The 17,426-nt window shown below is 71.0% G+C and carries 16 protein-coding genes and 1 pseudogene; 8 read left to right on the top strand and 9 right to left on the bottom strand.

What is annotated here, in order from left to right:
• Window positions 1–215 precede the first annotated feature (215 nt).
• The 5 genes and pseudogenes from BM314_RS27825 to BM314_RS27805 all read left to right on the top strand — a co-directional run bounded on the left by BM314_RS27825 (window position 216) and on the right by BM314_RS27805 (window position 6,309).
• Window positions 216–977, top strand: a complete 762-nt coding sequence (locus tag BM314_RS27825) for a hypothetical protein (RefSeq protein ID WP_091981737.1) — start codon at window positions 216–218, stop codon at window positions 975–977.
• Entirely contained in the window at window positions 974–1,978 is a 1,005-nt protein-coding gene (locus BM314_RS27820; protein WP_091981735.1) for an NAD-dependent epimerase/dehydratase family protein, read from the top strand. The genes BM314_RS27825 and BM314_RS27820 overlap by 4 nt, the downstream gene beginning before the upstream one ends.
• Before the next feature lie 79 nt (window positions 1,979–2,057).
• Window positions 2,058–2,693 (top strand): annotated as a pseudogene (locus BM314_RS31150) (DedA family protein); the annotation flags it as partial.
• A gap of 597 nt (window positions 2,694–3,290) precedes the next feature.
• The gene (locus BM314_RS27810; RefSeq protein WP_010685040.1) at window positions 3,291–3,707 is read left to right on the top strand and encodes a hypothetical protein; all 417 of its coding nucleotides are present in this window, start codon (window positions 3,291–3,293) and stop codon (window positions 3,705–3,707) included.
• Between the two features lie 196 nt (window positions 3,708–3,903).
• Entirely contained in the window at window positions 3,904–6,309 is a 2,406-nt protein-coding gene (locus tag BM314_RS27805; RefSeq protein ID WP_091981729.1) for a glycosyltransferase family 2 protein, read from the top strand.
• A gap of 49 nt (window positions 6,310–6,358) precedes the next feature.
• Here BM314_RS27805 and BM314_RS27800 read toward each other — a convergent pair whose 3' ends face one another.
• The 8 genes from BM314_RS27800 to BM314_RS27765 all read right to left on the bottom strand — a co-directional run bounded on the left by BM314_RS27800 (window position 6,359) and on the right by BM314_RS27765 (window position 15,147).
• Window positions 6,359–8,017 carry an SGNH/GDSL hydrolase family protein gene (locus BM314_RS27800; protein ID WP_091981726.1) on the bottom strand — a complete coding sequence of 553 codons (1,659 nt, stop codon included), beginning with the start codon at window positions 8,015–8,017 and terminating at the stop codon, window positions 6,359–6,361.
• Window positions 8,018–8,038: 21 nt separating this feature from the next.
• The gene (locus BM314_RS27795; RefSeq protein WP_091981724.1) at window positions 8,039–9,283 is read right to left on the bottom strand and encodes a discoidin domain-containing protein; all 1,245 of its coding nucleotides are present in this window, start codon (window positions 9,281–9,283) and stop codon (window positions 8,039–8,041) included.
• 78 nt (window positions 9,284–9,361) lie between these two features.
• Window positions 9,362–10,705: a coagulation factor 5 8 type domain-containing protein gene (locus BM314_RS27790; protein ID WP_091981721.1), complete on the bottom strand. Its 1,344-nt coding sequence runs from the start codon at window positions 10,703–10,705 to the stop codon at window positions 9,362–9,364.
• Between the two features lie 133 nt (window positions 10,706–10,838).
• Window positions 10,839–11,789 (bottom strand): N-acetyl-gamma-glutamyl-phosphate reductase, encoded by a 951-nt coding sequence (gene argC, locus BM314_RS27785; RefSeq protein ID WP_091981719.1) that lies wholly within the window; start codon window positions 11,787–11,789, stop codon window positions 10,839–10,841.
• Between the two features lie 170 nt (window positions 11,790–11,959).
• Complete coding sequence (gene rpsI, locus BM314_RS27780; protein ID WP_012318176.1) at window positions 11,960–12,445, bottom strand: 30S ribosomal protein S9; 486 nt, start codon at window positions 12,443–12,445, stop codon at window positions 11,960–11,962.
• A 2-nt stretch (window positions 12,446–12,447) separates the two neighbouring features.
• Window positions 12,448–12,909 carry a 50S ribosomal protein L13 gene (rplM, locus tag BM314_RS27775; protein WP_056529664.1) on the bottom strand — a complete coding sequence of 154 codons (462 nt, stop codon included), beginning with the start codon at window positions 12,907–12,909 and terminating at the stop codon, window positions 12,448–12,450.
• 210 nt (window positions 12,910–13,119) lie between these two features.
• Complete coding sequence (locus BM314_RS27770; protein WP_091981717.1) at window positions 13,120–13,749, bottom strand: CoA-binding protein; 630 nt, start codon at window positions 13,747–13,749, stop codon at window positions 13,120–13,122.
• Between the two features lie 126 nt (window positions 13,750–13,875).
• A complete protein-coding gene (locus tag BM314_RS27765; RefSeq protein ID WP_244540067.1) occupies window positions 13,876–15,147 on the bottom strand; it encodes a nucleotide sugar dehydrogenase in 1,272 nt (423 codons plus the stop codon).
• A 208-nt stretch (window positions 15,148–15,355) separates the two neighbouring features.
• Here BM314_RS27765 and BM314_RS27760 point away from each other — a divergent pair, with 208 nt between their 5' ends.
• The 3 genes from BM314_RS27760 (at window position 15,356) to BM314_RS27755 (ending at window position 16,307) form a co-directional block, all read left to right on the top strand.
• Window positions 15,356–15,622 (top strand): hypothetical protein, encoded by a 267-nt coding sequence (locus BM314_RS27760; RefSeq protein WP_091981712.1) that lies wholly within the window; start codon window positions 15,356–15,358, stop codon window positions 15,620–15,622.
• 69 nt (window positions 15,623–15,691) lie between these two features.
• On the top strand, window positions 15,692–15,826 hold the full coding sequence (locus BM314_RS31335) for a hypothetical protein (RefSeq protein WP_020096204.1): 135 nt from the start codon (window positions 15,692–15,694) through the stop codon (window positions 15,824–15,826).
• 127 nt (window positions 15,827–15,953) lie between these two features.
• Window positions 15,954–16,307 (top strand): hypothetical protein, encoded by a 354-nt coding sequence (locus tag BM314_RS27755; RefSeq protein ID WP_244540063.1) that lies wholly within the window; start codon window positions 15,954–15,956, stop codon window positions 16,305–16,307.
• A 257-nt stretch (window positions 16,308–16,564) separates the two neighbouring features.
• On the opposite strand, the gene BM314_RS27750 is transcribed toward BM314_RS27755, so the two are convergent.
• The gene (locus BM314_RS27750; protein WP_091928470.1) at window positions 16,565–16,930 is read right to left on the bottom strand and encodes a c-type cytochrome; all 366 of its coding nucleotides are present in this window, start codon (window positions 16,928–16,930) and stop codon (window positions 16,565–16,567) included.
• Window positions 16,931–17,426 lie beyond the last annotated feature (496 nt).

The following is a 17,426-nucleotide window of genomic DNA, read 5'->3' as shown; positions in this document are numbered from 1 at the left end:
CCGGCCCGTTCCCGGCCTCGACGTGGTGCCAACCTCGGACGGCCGCCGGCAGGAGCGGAGCCGCGCATCGGGCGTCGTGGCAGGAGCCCACCCTTAGCGTCCCGCCGCGGAACTGGTAAATCCCCGTCCCGAACGGGTCGGCCGTGGCTTCGCGCGCTGGCCGCCGCCCGCGGCGTCGGGCCGGCGCGCGGGCGGGAGACGAGGAAAGCATACGGATGCCCGAATCGGGGAGCCTTGAGATCGGCGGTGACCGGATCGCGTCGGTCCGGACGCTGGCGGCCGGCCGGCAGGCCGGGCGCGACGGGGCGCTGTGCGCCATGGAAGCGGTCGCCCATCTCGCCGGGGAGCCGCTCTCGGACCGGCCGGCCTGCGCGTCGCCCGTGATTTCCGCCTTCGTTCGCACGTGGAGCGACGGCCTGCCGCAGGCGGCGCGCGACGGCCGCATCCTCCCGCTGCTTCCCCGCCTCGTCGGGACGCGCGGTTCGGAACCCGTCGAGCGACGCCGGGCCGGGATGGTGGCCGACTGGCTCGTCCGCGTACATCTGCCGGCGTGGTTCCACCTCGCCAAGCTGAACGTCGAGGCCGACGTGCTGGCCGGCTTGCCCGAGATCCGCGATCTGGGGGATCTCGGCGGGCTGTGCGACGACCTCCGACGCGCCCGCAAGCAGGCGGCGATCGCCAACCTCACCCTGCGCCAGACCGGCCCCTCCGTGCGGGCGGCGGCCTGGGACGCCGCCCAGCGGGCGGCCTGGACGGCGATCCGCGACGACCTGGAAGCGGCCGGCGGCCCGATCCTCGCCGCCGCCTGGGACACCGCCTACGCGGCGGCCTACGCGGCGGCCCGCGCCTCCGGCAAGGCGCCCCTGGAGCCGACCCGGCGCGCGCTGGAGGACACCGCCCGGACGCTGCTCGAGCGCCTGATCGCGGCGGGCGAGGTCGGGTCCGACGGCGCCCTCGCCGCCGATCCGCGGCCATGAGCGGCGCCGCCGGCGAGCTGCCCGGGCCGGGGCTCGCGGGCGCCCGCTGCCTCGTGCTGGGCGGCGGCGGGTTCCTCGGGCTGAACCTGTGCAACCGCCTCGCGGCTGCGGGCGCAGAGGTCACGTGCTTCAGCCGCAGCCACCCGCAGGCCGAGGTCCTGGACCGGCGCGTCGCCCGAGTGTCCGGCCAGTTCTCCGACCGCCTCGCCCTCGCCAACGCGGTGGAGCGCCAGGACGTCGTCTTCCACCTGATCGCCGGCTCGATCCCCGAGAGCTCCAACCGCGACCCGTCGGCTGAGCTCTCGGCGGCGCCGATCGCCACGCTGCACCTCTTAGAGATCTGCCGCTCGGCCCGGATCGGGAAGCTCGTGTTCGCGTCCTCCGGGGGCGCGATCTACGGGATCCCGGCCGCCATCCCGATCCCCGAGCAAGCGCCGACCGACCCGATCTCGGCCTACGGCATCAGCAAGCTGATGATCGAGAAGTCGCTCCACCTCTACCGGCACCTTCACGGGATCGACTACCAGATCCTGCGGATCGCCAACCCGTACGGCCGCTTCCAGCTCGGCACCAAGCACCAGGGCCTGATCGGCAGCTACATCCACCGCGTCCTCACCGACCAGCCGCTGGAGGTTTGGGGGACCGGCGCGGTGGTGCGCGATTTCCTGCACATCGACGACGTGAGCGACGCCTTCCTGGGGGCCGTCGCCTATCGGGGGCCGCACAAGGTGCTGAACGTCGGCAGCGGCCGGGGCCTGAGCGTCAACGAGGTCATCGCCGAGTTGAAGGTGGCCTTCGGGCGGGACCACCTCCCCTGCGTGCACCGGCCGAGCCGCGCCGCCGACGTGCCGGCCAACGTGCTCGACACCGCGCTGATCCGGTCGGAACTCGGCTGGCAGCCCCGCGTCCCCCTGCAGGCGGGTCTCACCGGGACCATCACTTGGATGCGCGCCCACCTGGCCCGGTCGCGGGCGGCTGGCGTGCCCTCCGGCGCCGGCTGACCGGCCGGATGATCACGCCGCCCCGGAGCGGCCACGTTTGTCGGCGACAGCGCGCGGCATCGATCCGCGAGGAGACCCCATGTCCTTCCTGCACGATCTGCCGATCGCCGACCTGATCGCGCATTACGGCTACCTGGCGATCTTCGTCATCATCACCCTCGAGAGCGCCGGACTGCCCCTGCCCGGCGAGACGGTGCTGCTGACCTCGGCGGCCTACGCGGGCAGCACCGGCAACATCAACATCGCCGTCGTCGTGGCGATCGCCGCGACCGCCGCCATCCTGGGCGACAATGCCGGCTACTGGGTCGGCCGCCGCTGGGGCCTGCCCCTGCTCCTGCGCAAGGGCCACCTGATCGGGCTCGACCACGGCCGGCTCAAGCTCGGCCAGTACCTGTTCCGCCGGCATGGCGGGAAGATCGTGTTCTTCGGCCGCTTCACCGCGATGCTCCGGGCCTACGCGGCGGTCCTGGCCGGCGTGAACAAGCTCGACGCCCGCCGCTTCATGGCCTTCAACGCCCTCGGCGGCGTGGCCTGGGCCTCGATCATGGGGTTCGGCGCCTACCTGTGCGGCCGCTCGATCGAGAACGTGATGGGTCCCGTCGGCCTCGGGCTGCTGGCCTTCGTCCTGCTGGGCGCCGTCGCCCTGTGGCTGTTCATGCGCCGGCACGAGGCGCGCCTGATGGTCGCCGCCGAGGCCGAGATCCCGGGGCCGCTCGGCGGGGGGCTCGGCGAGGCGCGGGCCGAGCCTGTCCCGGGGCCTGTCCCGGCGCACGGCGGCGTGGACCCGGATAGCCGGGTCCAGGCGGAGTTCCAGAATCAGATCGCGGCGCTCCTGGCGGAGCGGGAGCGCGCGGCACCGCAGCCCACCGCGCGCGCGGCCGCCCAGACCCGGCGCGCGCCCTGGCCCCTGTGGTTCAAGATCCCCGTGCTGCTCGTCGCCGCCGGCGCCGGCATGGCGGTGATCTCCTGGCACGACGGCGTCACCGGCGGCTTCTACGGACGGCTCATCGGGCATGTCGGGATCCTCGGCATCGCCCTGATCGTCGTCGTCCCCGCCCTCCTCCTGCTGGTGGTCGGCCGGCGGCTCCCGCGTCTGGAGGACGAGGCCGACGCGGAGTCCGAGGAGGCCGTCGGGCTGGCGGCGTGACCGCCGCGCCGGGCGGTCCTCGCGCTCGGGCTGCAGGGTTGACCGGTCCGGGGGCCGATCGTACAGCCGGCCTCGACCCGACAGGGGCGCCCCGTCGCGCCGGCCTCCCGCCGGCGGCCGCGTGCCCGAGACCCGTCGGGCCCCGCGACTGAGACGGAGCCGACCTTGGGCGAGGACGTAGAGGCGCTGCGGGCGGAACTCGCCGAGACCCAGGCGCGGCTCAAGGAAGCGCAGGGCGAGCTGGCCCGGCTGGTGCGTCTCGCCGAGGCGGATCTCCAGCGCCGGCGTCCCGGCGAGCAGTCGAGCGTCGTCGCCTCGTCGGTGCGCCGCCCCGCCGCCAAGGAGGTCGCGGCCCGGATCGCCCGCTTTGCCCACCTCTATCGGGAAGCCGCCGAGGCCACCCCGGACCGCGCCCCGGTCGTGCCCGAGCAGACGATGCTCGCGTGGCTCGAGACATCCGGCCTGTTCGACCGACAGTTCTACCTCGCCTGCAACGACGACGTCGCCAATGCCGGGGCTGATCCGATGATGCACTACTACAATCACGGGTCGGAGGAGGCGCGCCTGCCCTCGACGCTGTGAGGCCGCTCGACGGCGCGGGCGCGCGGCGGGATGACCGGTCTCGAAAGTCTTCACTCGCCCCGTGATCGATCGTGACAAGTATAAAATCAGAAGAACGGCTGATAGACTTCGCGATCGTCTCTATCGGCCGCGTTGACCCTCCCCGTCCCATGATCTAGGGAGCGGCCGGACGGGGCGCGTGCGAGGGATCAGACCGATGCAGGACGGTGCAGGCGCGAGCGCGCCGGGCTCGACCGCGGCTCCGCCCGCGCTCGAGCCGTGGCAGGACGACTTCGCCACGATCTACGCCAGCGGCCTGTTCGACCATATCGGCTACGCGACGCGCTATCCCGATGTCGGCCTGACCGACCTGTCGCCCCTCGAGCACTACGTGAAGTACGGCGCCCGGCTCGGGCGCCGGCCCCGGGCCGACTTCACCGCGCCGCCGGACGAGACCTTCGACGGCAGCTTCGTCAATCCCTTCGCGGCCTGGATCCGGGGGCGCGCCGAGACCCAGCCCGCGCCAGCCTGGAACCGGCCGGTCGTCTCGGTCCTGTGCATCAGCTACAACCAGGCGGCCTTCATCCGGCAGACGCTGGAGAGCATCCTCGGCCAGGCCACGGATTTCCCCTTCGAGCTGCTGGTCGGCGACGACCGCTCCACGGACGGGACCGCCGAGATCATCGCCGAGTACGCCGCGCGCCACCCCAACCTCGTGGCGGTCCTGCGCAGCGAGAATCTCGGGCCGAACCGGAACTTCGCCGACCTCACGGCCCGTGCCCGCGGCGAGTTCGTGGCGATCTGCGAGGGCGACGATTACTGGACCGACCTGCGCAAGCTCCAGCGGCAGGTCGACTTCCTGCGGGCGCGCCCGGAATTCACCCTCTGCTTCCACCGGGTGCGCGTCGTCTACGAGGACATGCCGGGGGTCGACGAGCTGTACCCGAAGCAGTGCAGCCCGCAGCCGTCGCTGTCGGACCTCGTGGCGCACAACTTCGTCCAGACCAACAGCGTGCTCTACCGCTGGCGCTACCACGGCGAGGAGGCGTTCGTGTTCGACGAGGGCATCGCCCCCGGCGACTGGTACGTCCATCTGATGCATGCCGAGGTCGGGCGCGTCGGCTTCCTGCCGGAGGTGATGGCGGTCTACCGCAAGCACGCCGCCGGGATGTGGGCGACCTACGCCACCGAACTCGCCCGCCACAAGAAGCTCGGCAATTCCGAGATCGCGTTCTTCCGCAAGCTGCGCGGCCATTTCGGCGGCCGCTACGCGGCGGGCTACGAGGCCGCGCAGAAGTCGATCTTCCGGAGGCTGGCCGAGGCCTACCTCGACGAGGAGGACGTGCCGAGCCTCGGGCGCCTGATCGAGGCCAACCCCGACATCGCCCGGGACGCCTTGAGCGACATGGGCCTCGACGCGCCGGATGACCTTTCAGGAGAGCCGGAGGCCCTGCGCGCGTGGCTGCTGGAGCAGCTGACCGTCAGCGTCATCGTCACGGCCTACAACCACGCCGCCGATATCGGCCGCTGCCTCGACGCGGTGCTGGGCCAGCGCGGCCTGTTCCGGATGCAGGTCGTGATCGGCGACGACAAGTCCACCGACGGCACTGCCGCGATCGTCGAGCGCTACCGGGCACGCGACCCGGAGCGGATCTCGGTGCGGCCCCGGCCGCAGAACCTCGGCATGCTGCGCAACATGCAGGATTGCCTCGCCGCCTGCACGGGCCGGTACATCGCCTTCTGCGAGGCGGACGATTATTGGCTGTCGGACCGCAAGATCGCCATGCAGATGCGGATGCTGCGCAACGACCGCAAGCTGGACATGTGCTTCAACTGGGTGCTGCTCCACTACCCGGCGACCGGCTCCTACGTCCCGCACGACGAGCAGGGTCGCTATCCCACCGGCCCGATCAGCTTCCCGGTCCTGGCGAACTCGCCGCTCACCGCCAACTTCTCCTGCTGTTTCTACCGCGCCGAGGCCCTGCGCCGGGTGCCGGAGGCCTACTACGCGAACGCCTCGGCGGCCGACTGGCTGATGAACCTCTACGTCGCCGACAAGGGCCGGATCGCGTTCCTGCGGGAACTGCTCTCGGTCTACACGGTCCAGGAGAAGGGCCAGTGGTCGGGCCTGCCGGAGGACATCAAGAACGCCCGGATCGCCCAGTACCAGAAGGAGTTCGCCGGCATCTTCGGCGAGGGGCGCGGCTTCGAGAAGTACGAGGTCGGCTGCACGGTGGCCGAACTCGACGGCGAGCTGCCGGATTCCTTCGCCCGCGCGAACCTGGAGGCCCCCCAGGACCGGGTCTGGGCCGAGATCCGGGACGGGCAGGTGGTGCTGGCGGGCTGGGTCGTCTCGGCGAGCCGCGCCAAGGCGACGCTGATCGTGGAGGCCGACGGCGAGGTCCAGCGCATCCCCGCGGACGTCCACCGGCCGGATGTGATCGCGGCGGTGCTCGGCGACATGCCCACCACGATGGAGGAGGCCCGCTGCGGCTTCCGCTTCACCCTGCCTTACGCGCTCCACCTCGAGGTGCTGCTCTCCATCGAGGTCGAGCACGAGGTCGTGCCCTGGCTCTCGGTTATCTTCACCCACCGGGTCAAGCGGGCGGTCGAGCAGGGCTGATCGCGGGTTGGGCGTCGCGACACGCGGGGCCGCGCCTTTCGAGCCGGCCCTATCGCCGCCGACCGGCGAGGAGGTGTCGCACCCGGGCCAGCGGCGTGCGGGCGCGGGCCCGGTCCAGGGCCCCGCGGATCTCGGCGGCGAGCCGCGTCGCGACGATCTCGCGGGCGGGATCGTCGTAGTGGACGATGTCGTAGAAGGTCCCCTCTTCCCGGTCGCGGAAGATCCCGCTGAGGTCGAGGGCCGTGAAGGTGCGCCGGTACGGGCGCCGCGCCGCGAGCTGCGCGGTGAACGCCTCCAGCTTGGCGTATTGCCGGTCGAGATAGGCCAGGAACGCCCCCGAGGCGACGCCGCTTTCCACCTCGGTGAGGTGGCGCTTGCGCAGGATCGTCGGCTGCAGGACGCTGACGATCGGCACCCCGTGGTCGTGCGACAGCTTGGTCAGCCGGTGCGCCGCCAGTTCGTAATGGTGGACGATCGCGTCCTCCCAGCCGGGGCTCTGCCAGCCCACCTCGGCCCGCAGCCGCTTCAGCTCCTCGTAGATCAGCGTGATCAGCGCCTCGTAGGACAGGCCGTCCTCGCGGGCCCGCGGATCGTGCGTGTCGAAGAAGTGGTCGTAGAGCCGTTGGGTGATGAAGGCGTTGTAGGGGTGGCCCGGCCGGGGATCGTAGGTCCAGGGCTGGAACAGGTCGGTGCTGCCGCTCAGCACGAGGATCGCGTCGGGGCTATAGGTGACCAAGCGCGACCAGATCAGGTGCGTCATCTGCGTGAGGCAGCTCGACATCACCCCGAAATTGTAGACCTTCGCGCTCTCCAAGCCGTCGGCCCGCAGGATCCGCTCGATGCGGCCCGGCAGGGTGTTGGCGATGTCGCCGCCGTCGATCGTGGTCGAGTCGCCGACGACTAGGATCCGGGTCTCGCCCTCCGGCTTGCGCGCGCCGATCGGGACGGCGTTCAGGAAGCCGTCCGCGTCGAACGGGACGCCGTAATGGCTCGCCCCCGGCTTGCCGGCGAACTGGATGAACGGGCTCGGATAGCGCGTGTTCGAGTCGAGGTAGCCGAAATGGTGCAGGAACTTGCGCCGGCGCGCGGCGTCCGCACTCTCCGGCGGCGGCCAGATCGGCTCCAGATCCGGGACCGTCAGGACCGCCAGCGTCGCCGCCTCGAGCGCCGCGAGGCCGGCGACGTTGAGGCCGATCCCGTCATCGCTGTAGTCGGGCCGCAGCGCGCCCGCCCCCGTGGCCAGGACGGGATCGTAGTCGATGAAGTGGCCCCCGTATTCCTGCACGTGGTCGCGCAGCCACGCGTTGACCGCGCCGATCAGCGCGACCGGCCGCCCGGCCGCCCCGGGCGCGGCCGGATCGACCGGCAAGATCGAGCCGATCCAGGTCCGCACGTACAGGTCGCTGGTGTCCCGCAGCATCGCAGCGATATCGCCCACGATGCCGTCCAGCGTGGGCGAATGCGCGCCGTCGAGGATGTCGTCGCGGCCGCAGAGCAGGTGCAGGCCCTTGGCGCCGTAGAGGGCGATCTCCGAGCGGAGCCGGCGCGCCGTGTCCCGGACCGACTGGCCGGCGATGCCCCGGCCCACGGCCTGCGGTCCGGAGAACAGGGGCGGGTTCCGCGCCGTCCACCCGGCGGTCACCGAGTCGCCCAGGAACAGGATCGGCCCGAACGGGAACAGCGGCTTGTCCTGCATCGGCGTGCTCATGCCGTCGCGATCCGGGGCGGCTCAGCGCGCGGCGAAGACCTCGATCCCGTCGAGATGCAGGTGCTGCTCCTCGTCGAGATCGATCTTGAGGTAGCGGAACCGCGCGTTGTCGAACCGCAGGTGGAGGGGCAAGCCGGGATGGCAGTGGGCGTCCACGGCGTCGAAGACGAGGCTGTAGTCGTTGTCAGTCTCGCCCAGCCAGACCCGCATCAGCTGCGCCCGCTCGCTGAGCTGCCCCCAACGGTTGTAGATCCGGATCTCCGAGACCCGCTCGACCGCGCCGAGGTCGAGGACGAACCAGGGGTTCCGGTCGAGCCCGGTGTGGAAGAAGAACGACGGGTCGCCGGTGGTGCGCGCGCCGTAGGTGCCGGTCGTGCCCGACCAGGGCGAGGCAGAGCTCGCCGTCCAGGTCTTGCCCAGCGCGATATTCTCGGAGGGCCGCATCGCCACCAGCGTGTCCATCTCCAGCTCGTCGATCAGCGTCCGGATCTGCTTGGACGGCTGGCGCAGCGGCGGGATTTCCAGGTCGAGCTTGTAGATCAGGTTCGACAGGATGCTCTGGTCGAAGCGGTGGTCGATGAAGCCCTCGAGGTCCGGCAGGCCCATCTGGTTCGGGATGTCGGTGACGACCCGCGGATCACCGGCGTAGCGCAGCCACTCGGCCACGAGCCGGCGGGTGGCGGGGCTCACCATGAAGGCGATCCAGGAGGCCTGGATCTGGTCGGCGTCCCAGTAGCGCGCCGTGTCGCACTCCATCAGCACGAAGCAGTCGCGCTTGGTCCAGGCCCGCTGGGGCTTCCCGTGCAGCACGCCCACCGCGACCCGGTGCAGCGAGCCGTCGAGCCAGGTGAGCAGCGGCGCCACCGGCGGCAGCGGGTCGTCGCCGACCGCCTGCATGCCGGTGTCGCTGAAGACGACGAAGTCGCCGTCGCGGCGCTTCTCCAGCGCCTCGGCGATGACGTAGGGCTTCCAAGCCCAGTTGCCGGCCCCCCGGGACCGGTCGAGGATCTCGCGGTGCTCCCGGTAGAACGGCGTCTCGCGCAGCCGGTCAGGGGACCAGCTCTCGATCGTGTCGAAATCGCCCGTGGCGGCGGCCGAGGCCACCAGTCGGCGCTGGCTCTCGACGTAGTGGTACTTGGCGGCGAAGCTGACCAAGGTGGTGTGGCGCGGCCGGAACCGGCGCCGCAGCCGCATCAGCACCTCGGCCCGGTGCATGTCGAAGGCGTTGACCTGCAGGGCCTCGGGGGATGGGTCAGCGCTGGCCAAGTCTGTCCTCCGGCGGTGGCTCGAGGGCTTGTCACCGGTTTTGCCGGCTTCGGCAAGGCGGCCGCGGCGGGGCCGGGCTCAGGCGTCGTCGAAGGCGAGGTTCTCGGCCGGATAGGCGAGCATCAGCGCGCGGCGCTCGGGCGAGTTGTCCCACTCGCCGACCTTCGTGTAGCCGCCGGCGACGTCCAGCACCTCCACGACCCGCCCGATGGTCGGGATGCTCTTGAAATGCTGCGGCCAGCCTGAGGCGAAGTAGAAGACCTGCTCGACGTGCTCGGAGAGCTGGCAGACCCCCGGCCCGAACGTGCCGAGCCCGAAGACGAGGTAGCGCCCGTTCATGAGCGCCGCGACGTCGTCGATCAGGGAGCCGCTCTGGGTCTTCAGCGGCACGCCGATCTCGGCGATCCACGCTTCCAGCACCGGGATCACCGGGTTGAGCCGGTTCTCGAACACCATCTTGATCCGGGCGATGCGGCCCTCCGCCAGGAGCCGCCGGATCACCATCTGGTAGAAGGCGAGCGGCGGCTGCGGGTAGGTCGGCGCCACCCAGGTGCTGAAGATGTCCCCCGAGCGGATGTGGATCAGCAACTCGTCGTCGGGCTTGGCGGGGATCTCGACCGGCAGCCGGTTGAACAGCGGCCGGATGCAGGTCCGCACGATGTCCCGGGTCTCGTCGGGGCCGAGGGTGCCGGCGAGCTGCTGGATCCCGAGGTCGAAGTACATCCCCGACAGGAAGGCGCCCGCCTCCGGCAGCGGCTCCGAGCCGGGGATGAAGGTGAGGCCGCCGCAGGTCAGCGGGCCTGTCAGGCCGATCACCTCGCTCCGGTCGGGGGCCGGGAGTTTGATGTATTTCAGGTTCAGGTTGCGGGCGATGCCGATCGCGAGCAGCAGCTGGATCAGGCAGTTGCCGAAGGCACCGCACTCGTAGAGCGCGAGCCCGACCAGTGCGCGGGAGCGCGGCCGCTCGGCGCTGACGAGGCGGTAGGAGACGTAAGCGTTCGCGCCGGGCCGCTCGTCGGCCATGTCGAAGGGCACGTCGAGCACGCGCCGCAGGGCGATGAGGTCGAAATCCGCCCAGTCGCACAGCACCCGCACTGCAGGCGGCTCGCCTCCGGCGGGCTCGTCCGGGATGACGCGGACGTGGCGTGCCCAGGCACCCTCCCCGGGCACCAGCACCAGGGCCTCGGCCCCGCCCCGGGCCGCGTCGAGGTCGGCCGCGCGCCAGGCCTGCCCGTCGTCGGAGAGGGCGAGGCGCGGCGGCGCCGCGCAGGCCGCCGCGAGCTCGACCCGGCGGACCGGGCAGCGGAAGCCGAGATCGACCTGGAAGCTCGGGGGGCCCGCCGGGCGGTCGGTCTCGCCGGCCGCGGGTGCCGCGCCGAGCCAGGGCCGGCCGAACGCCGCATCGATCAGGTCGCCGTTCATCGCGTCTCGCGCTGCGCAGGGAGCGGTCCGGGGCCCGCGCCCCGAGCCCCTCTCTTCGCCGGCCGAGCCCACTCTGTCGAGGCGGACGCGTGTCCCGTGACCCCGTCGCAGGGCGACGGGGCGTGCCCGTCGGCTAGCCGTCGAGTCCGAGCATCAGCCCGAGATTCTGCACAGCCGCCCCGGAGGCGCCCTTGCCGAGATTGTCGAGGCGCGCCACCAGCACCGCCTGCCCGTGCTCGGCCGAGCCGAACACGCGCAGCTCCAGCCGGTCGGTGTCGTTGAGATCCTCCGGCTCGATCTTCTCGCGGTGCGCGCCGGTTCCGGCGCCCGGTACCACCTCCACCAGCCTCTGCCCGGCGTACCAGTCGCGCAGGGCCGCCTCGAGGTCGGAGGCCGTGGGCCGGCCCGGCAGCGTCTCAAGGTGGAGCGGCACGCTCACCAGCATGCCCTGCCGAAAGTTGCCCACCGACGGCACGAAGATCGGCCGCCGGGTGAGCCCGCTGTAGCGCTGCAATTCCGGCAGGTGCTTGTGGGCGAAGCCGAGGCCGTAGAGCTGGAACGGCGGCGCCGTGCCCTGCTCGTAGGCCTCGATCATGCTCTTGCCGCCGCCGCTGTAGCCGCTGACCGCGTTCACGCTGATCGGGTGGTCGGCCGGGATCAGGCCGCCCTCCACCAGCGGGCGCAGGAGCGCGACGCCGCCGGTCGGGTAGCAGCCCGGATTGGCGACACGCCGGGCGCGGGCCACAGCCGCGCCCTGCTCCCGGGTCAGCTCCGGGAAGCCGTAGGTCCAGCCCTCCGCGACCCGGTGGGCCGTGCTGGCGTCGAGGACGCGCGGGCCGCCGCCGGGCAGGCTGTCGGCCAGTGCCACGGTCTCCTTGGCGGCCTCGTCCGGCAGGCAGAGAACGACGAGGTTGACCTCGGCGAGCAGCGCGCGCTTTGCCGCCGGATCCTTGCGATGCTCCGGCGCGATGCTGCGCAGGGCGACCCGCCCGTCGCGCTCCAGGCGCTCGCGGATGCCGAGACCGGTTGTGCCGGCCTCGCCGTCGATGAACACGGTGGGCTTCGTCGCGCCTGCGCCAGACATCGCTCGTCTCGCTCTCTCGAAAAAAGCCTTGCCGCCCGAGTCGGGCACCGCGGCGGGGAATCAGGTGCGCGCGGTGCGACAGCCTGTCAACGACCGTGCCGCGGCCTGAAAACGCGAAAGGGCGGCTCCCGCAGGAACCGCCCTCTCCGTGACACCGGCGTGACCGGGTATCAGCGCTTCGAGAACTGGAAGCTGCGGCGGGCCTTCTTGCGGCCGTACTTCTTGCGCTCGACGACGCGGGCGTCGCGGGTGAGGAAGCCCTCACGCTTGAGCGGGGCGCGCAGCTCCGGCTCGTAGTAGGTCAGGGCCTTCGACAGACCGTGGCGCACCGCGCCGGCCTGGCCGGAGAGGCCACCGCCCGCCACCGTGACGGTGATGTCGTACTGATCGACGCGGCCGGCGATCTCCAGCGGCTGGCGCAGGATCATGCGCAGCACCGGGCGGGCGAAGTAGGTCTCCACCGGGCGCTTGTTGATCGTGACCGTGCCGTTGCCGGGCTTGATCCAGACGCGGGCGACCGCGTCCTTGCGCTTGCCGGTGGCGTAGGCGCGGCCCTGCGCGTCCAGCTTCTGGACGTGGACGGGGGCCTCGTTGGCGGGGTCGACCGCGCCGGTGTTCGACCGGTTGAGGTCGGCGAGGGACTGCAGGGTCGCCATGATCAAGCGCTCACGTTCTTGCGGTTGAGGGCGCCGACGTCGAGCGCCTGCGGCTGCTGGGCCTCATGCGGGTGCTCGGTGCCCTTGTAGACGCGGAGATTGCCGAGGATCTGGCGGAAGAGCGGGCCGCGCGGCAGCATGCGCTCCACGGCCTTCTCCACCACGCGCTCGGGGAACCGGCCCTCGAGGATGAACTTGGCAGTCCGCTCCTTGATGCCGCCCGGATAGCCGGTGTGGTAGTAGTAGCGCTTCTGGACGTACTTGCGGCCGGTGAACTTCACCTTGTCCGCGTTGACGACGATGACGTTGTCGCCGCAATCGACGTGGGGCGTGTAGGCGGCCTTGTGCTTGCCGCGCAGGCGCATCGCCACGATCGACGCGAGGCGGCCGACGACGAGGCCCTCCGCGTCGATCACGATCCACTTCTTGTCGACCTCGGCGGGCTTCAGCGAGGTGGTCTTCATAGCCAAATCCCAGGGGTTCCGACGGACCGGACCCCGACGCGTCGGGATCCGCGGACATCGGGGTGCCGAAAAACGAGCCGCCGCGTGGGGCACACGCGGCGGCGGTGCCGGGTGCATAGACGGCCGCGGATGCCGGGTCAACAGAGAAATGCAGGATCCCAGAAAAGCTATTTCGTTCAGTATGTTGATGATTGCGGTATCAGAATACCGCTAGCCGTCGGAGCGCCGGCCGCGCTCCGCGATGGTCAGCTTCTGGACGCCCTTGGCCGCCAGCACCGGTTTCCGAGCGCTGAGGATCCGGGAATTCACGCCGGTCCAACCGATCTCGCCGGAGAGCCGGCCGTACTCGATCTTGGGGCAGCGGTTCATGATCACTGTCAGGCCGCGCGCCTCGGCCCGGGCGGCGGCCGCGTCGTCGCGCACGCCGAGCTGCATCCAGATCATCTTCGGCGGCGGCATCAGCGCCAGCGCCTCGTCGACCAGCGGCCCGGCGGCGGCGGAGTTGCGGAAGATCTCGACCATGTCGATCGGCTGGTCGCCCAGCCCGGCCTGGACCTCGGCGAGGGAGGCGGCCACCCGGCGCCCGAGCAGATCCTGGCCGGCGAGGCCGGGATTGACCGGCGTCACCGCGTAGCCCCGGTCGAGCAGGTATTTCAGGACGATCCAGCTCGGGCGCGCCGGGTTCGCCGAGGCGCCCACCAGCGCGATCGTGCGCGTGCCGTTCAGGATCGTGCGGATCTGCGCGTCGGGGTAGCGGGCGTGCCGCTCCGCGAGCGCTGCCGCGTCGCTGGTCGCGGGTGGCCGGTTCTCGTGGCCCGTCTCGGCCCCCTTCTCGTCCATGGCTTGTTCCCTCGTCGTCCCGATGATCGCGGGTCGTGTGGCGTTTCTCGCCGCGCCTCTCGCCGCGTCTCCTGCCGCTTTATGGCCCGGCGTCTCGCCGCTGTCCCGGCGTCGGCGCGGCCGCCGTCACAGCCGCCAGACCTCGTAGCCCAGCCGCGCGAACGGCGCCTTCTCGAAGAGCGCCTTCACGTCCACGATCAGGCCGCCGGGCTTCACCCGGGCGGCGATCGCCTCAGGACCGAGCCGGGCGTAGTCGCGGTGCGGGACCGCGATCACCGCGGCGTCCGCGGCGTCGGGTAGGTCGGCCCAGTCGACGAGGTCGATGCCGTACTCGGCCCGGGCCTCCGCCGCGCCGGCGCGGGGATCGTGGACCGACACGGCGCAGCCGAATTCCTCGAGTTCCCGCACGAGGTCGGCGACCTTCGAGTTGCGCAGGTCCGCGCAGTTTTCCTTGAATGTCAGGCCGAGGACGATCACCCGCGGCCGCCCGGTCCCGCCGCGCCGGACGATCCGCTTCACCGTGCTGCGGGCGACATGGGCCGCCATGCTGTCGTTGATCCGCCGCCCGGCCAGGATCACTTGCGGGTGGTAGCCGATCATCGCGGCCTTGTGGGTCAGGTAATAGGGGTCGACGCCGATGCAGTGGCCGCCGACCAGCCCGGGGCGGAACGGCAGGAAGTTCCACTTGGTCCCCGCCGCCGCGAGGACCTCCTGCGTATCGAGGTCGAGCTTGTCGAAGATCAGCGACAGCTCGTTCATGAGCGCGATGTTCAGGTCGCGCTGGGTGTTCTCGATGACCTTGGCGGCCTCGGCCACCCGGATGGACGAGGCGGCGTGGAGCCCCGCCTCAATGATCGACCCGTAGAGGGCCTTGAGCCGCTCCAGGGTCTCGGGCGTGTCGCCGGCGACGATCTTCACCACCCGGGCGAGGCTGTGCTCCCGGTCGCCCGGGTTGATCCGCTCGGGCGAGTAGCCGACGAAGAAATCCGTCTTCCAGCGCAGGCCCGAGGCCCGCTCCAGGACCGGGATGCAGACCTCTTCGGTGGCCCCCGGATAGACGGTGGACTCGAACACCACGGTCGCGCCCGGCCGCATGTGCCGGCCGACGAGGTCTGAGGCCCGGATCAGCAGGTCGAAATCGGGGCACTGGGCCGCGTCCACCGGGGTCGGGACCGTGACGACGATCACGTCCGCCGCGCCCAGCGCGGTCGGGTCGTCGGTAATTGCGAGGTGCGCGGCGGCCCGGAACGCCTCCGCGTCGATCTCCCCGGCCGGGTCGTGCCCGGCCCGGTAGGCCGCCACCTTGTCGGCGGCGCGCTCGTAGCCGATCGTGACCCGTCCCCGGCCGAACGCCAGGGCGAGCGGGAGCCCGACATAGCCCAGGCCGACGATCGCCACGCTCACCGCCGAGCGGTCTGCCGGGTCTTCCCCTGAGCCGTCTGCCGCCCCGTCAGCCACGCCGGATCCCTCTGCGGGCTCGGAGGGCGCCGATGACGATCCGGCCGCCGGGCGCGTATAGGGGCGGTCCGCGCCGGCGTCGACTCGCCTCGGCCCGGGCGGAGCGCGGTCCGGGACCGCTTACGGGGCGAGACCATGGGGGGTGAGGATGCCCGATCTCCGCTGGACCGAGGGGCCGGTCCACTGCACCGACCTCGTCGACGGGACCGGCAAGGTCTTCGGCTACGTCGGCCCCTGCGCCGCGGGCACGCGCGGCTACGTCGTCCAGTCCGGGTCGGAATGGCCGCCGCGCCCGGCCGCCTTCGCCGATCACCCCGCGGCCGCGGCGGCCCGCGCCTGGGTCGAGGCCGCGGTGTCGGCGCGCGCCTTCCGGCCCGTCCGCATCCTCCGGGAGGACGGCGCGCCGGAGGCCTGATCGTCCGGCGCGGTTCAGGAACTCGTCAGGTTCGCTCGGCTTTGTTGTGGCGTGGAGTGGAGGCGCCCGATGGCCGAAATCTGCATCACGGAAGACCAGAACGGGCGGTGGACCGTCTACACCGCAGGACTGGTGGTGACCGATCTGACGCGCGAGGCCGCCGAGGCCTTCGCGGCGAGCTACCGCCGCGTCACGGCCGGCTGAGCGACGGGCCTTTCCGGCCCGCGGGTTGGCCTCCCGGAGCGCCGGCGCGTTCGGGCTCCGGTGCGCGTCGTGCTATGAGGTCCGCCGAGCCCCGATCGCCCAGTCGCGGGCAATGAGGTCGATCATCATGCGCCTGTTCATGCTCGCCGCCGCCCTGCTGGCGCTGCCCGCTCCCGCCTCGGCGCTGTGCCGCTGCACGTGCGTCCGGGGCGAGATGAGGGCGATCTGCCAGGAGACCGACCTTACGGTCCCGATCTGCCAGGGGATCTGCGAGACCACCATCCGGCCGGAGCGGGTGATCGTTCCGCTGGCCGGCGGCCGTCAGGCCTTCGAGCCGGCCCAGTCGACGAACCCCTCGCCCGGTGGCCTCGCGACGCAGGATCCCAACCTGGACACCAATCCGAACGGCACCGTGCTCGGCACCCCGAGCCAGCTCTCCGGCAGCGTCGGGTCGAGCCTGTCCTTAGGCAGTGGCCGCTGAGCCACGAAAGAGCCCCGCGCGGCGGGTGCCGGCGGGGCTGAAGGTTGAGGACGCCCGGTGCGTTACGCCGAGCGACTGCGCCTAGAGTAGCATCATCCTGCGTGATGTGAAGCTCTCGCGAAGAGAAACCAAGACTATTTTTACCGGCCGCTCTCGAAGAAACGAGAGATCCCCCGCTCGGCCGGGCCGGGCGGGGTCGATCGCAGCGGACGCGCAACATGAGACCGCGCGTATAATTGGTCCGAGACCTGTCCGACTTAGGACTGGGTCTTCAGATAGGCGATGAGGTCGTTGATCTTCTTGTCGTCCGCGATGCCCTGGAAGATCATCTTGTTGCCAGGCACCTTCGTCTTCGGGTTCTTCAGCCACTCGTGCAGGTTGGCCTCGTCCCAGGTGATGCCGGAGTTCTTCAGGGCGGCGGAGTAGTTGTAGCCCTCGTAGGTGCCAGCCTTGCGGCCGACGACGCCCTTCAGGTCCGGACCCACGCCATTCTTCTGGAAATTGTGGCACGCCTTGCAGGGGGCGAACGCCTTCTCGCCGGCCGCGGCGTCGCCGGCGTCCTGGGCCTGCGCGGCGAGAGGCATGACAACGGCGAGAACTGCGCCGATTGTGAGCATACGCATGTATTAACCCCAATCCAGAAGATAAGCTTCGCGTTTCTGGCAGAAAAAACGCGCGATGCAAGCGAAAAAATCTGAGCTCGAGCGCAGATTATATTGTGCGCTGCCTCACATCATCTCGGAGCCCGTGCCGGCCGCGATGGCAGATCTTCGGCGATCGGTCGCTGTCCGGTGGCGAGTCGAGGCCCGTGCACGGCTCGTCACGCCCGCGGTGGGGCACAGAGTTGTCGGAGCCGGCGAACCTGAGAATTCTTCCAAGTTTGGCATGTCGGGATGTTGACGTGCGCCGAGGCGCGATAATCCATCCCGCGTCGGAAAATTTCTCGCGCTGTCGAGGCCGAGGGCGCACGAGAAAGGGCCCACCGCGGCGAGGCATGCAAGGAGGACGATGGGCGCGCTCGGTTCTAGGGTTTGGACTCGATCAGCACCAGAAGGCGATGACGGCGGCCAGAGCGAGGGCCGAGGCGTAGTTGCGTGCGAGCTTGTCGTAGCGGGTGGC

This window comes from Methylobacterium sp. 13MFTsu3.1M2 (assembly GCF_900112625.1).
Taxonomy (GTDB): domain Bacteria; phylum Pseudomonadota; class Alphaproteobacteria; order Rhizobiales; family Beijerinckiaceae; genus Methylobacterium.
Note: the sequence above shows the minus strand (reverse complement) of the source record. Positions and strands in the feature narration are given on the sequence as shown.